The 3,756-nt window shown below is 58.6% G+C and carries 3 protein-coding genes; 2 read left to right on the top strand and 1 reads right to left on the bottom strand.

Annotation, left to right across the window (positions count from 1 at the left end; translation table 11 throughout):
* Both ABX749_RS25520 and ABX749_RS25515 read left to right on the top strand, forming a co-directional pair.
* Positions 1-1,817: dockerin type I domain-containing protein (locus tag ABX749_RS25520; protein ID WP_372898488.1), on the top strand; the 1,817-nt coding region annotated here is incomplete at its 5' end.
* A gap of 148 nt (positions 1,818-1,965) precedes the next feature.
* Positions 1,966-2,805: a hypothetical protein gene (locus ABX749_RS25515; RefSeq protein ID WP_145207111.1), complete on the top strand. Its 840-nt coding sequence runs from the start codon at positions 1,966-1,968 to the stop codon at positions 2,803-2,805.
* A gap of 3 nt (positions 2,806-2,808) precedes the next feature.
* Here ABX749_RS25515 and ABX749_RS25510 read toward each other — a convergent pair.
* A partial coding sequence (locus ABX749_RS25510; RefSeq protein WP_372898487.1) for an exopolyphosphatase occupies positions 2,809-3,756 on the bottom strand: 948 nt, incomplete at its 5' end.

Genomic DNA, 3,756 nt, shown 5'->3' with positions numbered 1-3,756 from the left:
TGACGATCACATCGACCGGGGCGGGTTCGATCAGCCAGATCGCGACCGGCGACAACGCCGATGTCGTCAGCGTCGCTTCGACCGGCGGCTTGAGCGTCGCTCCGCCGAACGACCCAAGCGTCACGGTGATCGATACCGAAGCGGGCTCCGATGCCGTTTCCATCTCATCGCTCGGTGACCAGGCCGGGTTGCAAGTCAATTTGGGAGCCGACATTGACAGCGTCGATTTGCTGTTCGAAACCGCCCCGCCGACTCGCACCGGATCCGCGGTCGTGAATGTCGCGGCCGGAGATGGCGACGACACGCTGAATGTCAACGAAGTCTTTTTGAACACGATCGTTGACTTGAACGGAGACGCCGGCGACGACACGATCAATCTTAACGCGTCCGGTGCCGACGCGGCCGGATACCTGGGGCGAATCAACAACGACCCGCTGGGCAACGACGCGGTCGCAGCGACCCGCCAATTGTTCCTCGACGGCGGAACCAACTCGGCGGGCACGAACTCGGTGACCCAAGGCGTGACCAACGCCGGTGGATTCCCGGTCGAAGGCAGCGTACCGGGCATCGCCACCGGCGACCGCGTCAACCTGCTCGCCGGCAGTGCCACCGAGTCGCTGGACTTGCGGTACGTCATCACCGCGGCCTCGCAGGGTGTCTTGGCAACCACGACTCCCGGCACGCCCCGAGCCACGACGGGCAACGAAGTGTTCGAAACGCTGGGCATCGAGTCGATCGATATCGTCTCCGGCACACAAGACGACATCTTGACCGTCACCAGTGACATTCCGATCGAAATCACCGGGACCGCCCAGTTGTTGACCTTTGACGGTGGCAACGGAACCGACAAATTCGAAGTCATCGGCGGCAACGACGCGGACTTGATCACCGTCGGTCAATCCGGCGACGCACAGCTTGAACCGTTCGGAATCGCCAACGTCGAATTGGTCCGCATCGACGGAAACGGCGGCGATGACCAGATTTCGACACAAACGCCGACCCTGGGAACGCTCAACGGCGGCGAGGGCAGCGACACGCTTTATGGCGGATTCAACCAAGACTTGCTGACCGGCGGTCCGGGTGTCGATTTTCTGTTCGGTGGCGCCGGAAACGATGTGCTGATCAGTGACCAGGACTTCGGCAGCGACACGCCGTTGATCACCGACGGCGAGGTGCTCAATGGGGGCAGCGAAACCAGTCTCACCCCTGGTGACGTCTGCGTTCAGCTCGGTGTCGATAACATTATCAGCTGCGAAGCGTTTGAAGATGGCGGTGGCGTCAAGGATGTCTTGACCTGGCTACGCGGAGTGATTCTGCCCGCCGGCTCGGTCAACTTTGCCGACCCCAACAACCCGTTCTTGTTGCCCTTCGTTCCGGTTCGCCCCAATCCGGCTCCGTTGCTGGCGGTGACCGAACTGAGCCAGATCCCGTCGTTGGTCGCCAACACCAACAATTCCCAGCCGAAGACACGCCACCAGGATTTTGATCCCGCCGACGTCAATCAAGACGGTTTGGTTTCCGCGCGAGACGCATTGATCATCATCAACCACGTCGCTCGGATGCAATACAGTGACGCGTCGGGCGAGCAATTGTTGAGCGCGGCCAACCGCAGCATGGACGTCAACGGAAATGGAGCGATCGAACCGTCCGATGCCCTGATGGTGATCAACGAACTGGCCAAGAACAGCGACACCGGTGGCGAAGGGGAGGCGAGTGCGGCGTCCGGATGGATCCCCGCCGTTGACAGCGTCTTTGGCGACACCGACGATGAAGAGCGTTTCCTGGACGATCTGTTGTTGGGAATCGGCGAGCTGTGATCATTTGCAACAATGTTGCCAAAAGTCAACATTGTTGATTTGACTCCCCCCACGATCGACCTAGGTTTACTTCGAATCCGCACAATCCAGCGTATCCGGGTGCGGCAATGAAACCACAAGATCGAAGACTCGGGGGAGTTCAACCGAAATGTTAGCCGCAAAATTCTGGGGCGGACTGGTCGCCGCAACCGCCTTACTGGTCGGAACCGCAAACGCCTGTGACGATTGTGCCAAATGCAAGGGGTCCGGCGTCTGCACCAAAACGGTCCAGGTGCCCTGCACCGTGATGAAGACCGTCACGCAAACCTGCTATCGCGAAGAACAACGCGTCGAAACCGTGCTGGTTCCCAAGACAATCACGGTCGAGAAACAAGTTCCCTACGAATACAACGCGCTGGTGTGTGTCGACAAAGTTGACGAGCAGGTCATCGAAGTCAAAACGCCCAAGTTCCGCTGGGTCGATCAAGAATACACGATCATGGTCCCCGGCAAGGACACCGTCACGAAGATTCGCAAGCGAACCGAGTGCGTGCCCGTGACCGAAACCAAGACCTGCATCGAAGACCAGGGGCATTGGGAAGTGCAAATGGTGGCCACCGATTCCTGCGGCGGATGCAAGTGCACCGAAAAGAAAGTCTGGTGCCCCAACCCGGTCGAAGTCACCAAGGAAGTCACGGTGATGAAGGAAGTCTGTGTCGAAGAACCTTACACGTGTGAAGTCTGCATCTCTGTGCCGATCAAGAAAACGCGCAAGGTGAAGGAGTACTTCACGAAGACGGAAACCAAGACCATCAAGCATCCCTACAAGACGATGGAATATCGCAAGAAGACCAAGATGGTCACCGCTTGCGTGCCGGAAACCGTCAACGTCGAAGAAACCCGCACCTGCACCGTCAAGGTTCCCTACACGGTTGAAAAACAGGTCCCCTGCACCGTGATGAAGACGGTTCAGCAAACCTGTGCATGCAGCTGCGGCTGCGGAGCCTGAGGCTTAAGTCTCACCGGCTCGCAGCACGACCGACAAGCCGAACACGTCACGGAACAGACCGGCTTGTTGTTTCATCGCGATCTGTTCTAACGAAACGTCCCGGACGCCCGGGACGTGGATCATCAAGCGTTTTCCATCGGTCTGGCATTCGATCTCGCGAATGCGACTGGTCCGCGTGTCATCAAGCGCCGTTGCCAGCCGAAGGATCGACGCCAGTTTGTTGACAATCACCCGCGTCTCGCGGTCCAGCGACATGTAATCGGTGTGCGACGGTTGCGGTGGCGCCCGGCGATAGTATCGTGCGATCAGCCCGACCTGCAACAACTCGCTCCTGGAGAGTCCGAACAGTTCGCTGTACTTGATGATGTACAGGGAGTGTTTGTGGTGGCTGCGGACATTGATCTGCATGCCGATCTCGTGCAGCAGCGCGGCGACGTGAAGGATCACTTCATGGCGGTTGTCCAATAAATGCTCCGATCGAAGCTGATCGAACAGTTTTCGCGCTAACTCGGCGACGCTGCGGGCGTGCATTTCGTCGAAATGGAATCGCCGTCCGAGTGACAGCGCCGAACGCACGATCTGGTTGCGAAATTCAGCCGTCCAGCTTCCGCCGACCGCGATGTCTTTGAGCAGTCCCTCGCGCAGGTTGGTGTCGCTGACGTAGACGTGTTCCAGCCGGAACTGCTTGGCCAACATCGCATACGCCAGCAGCGCCGGTCCCAACGTTTCGGCTTCGATGAACGAGGCATCGAATCGTTTGACGATTTCATCATCGCCCATCTTCAACACGGTGTCGGTCAATTCGGTCAGCGACTTGGTCGGCATGACCGCCAATTCACCGGGTTGCCAGTCGTCGACGATCAGCCGTGTTGCCAATCGGATGTCGCCGCCGACGGCTACCAAATTCAATTGCGAATCGCCGCGAACAAAATCGCTCAACTGGTTCAACGT

It is taken from the genome of Stieleria sp., from assembly GCF_041595215.1.
Lineage (GTDB): Bacteria > Planctomycetota > Planctomycetia > Pirellulales > Pirellulaceae > Stieleria > Stieleria magnilauensis.
The sequence above is the reverse complement of the archived record's forward strand: the minus strand, read 5'-3'. Positions and strand labels throughout refer to the sequence as shown.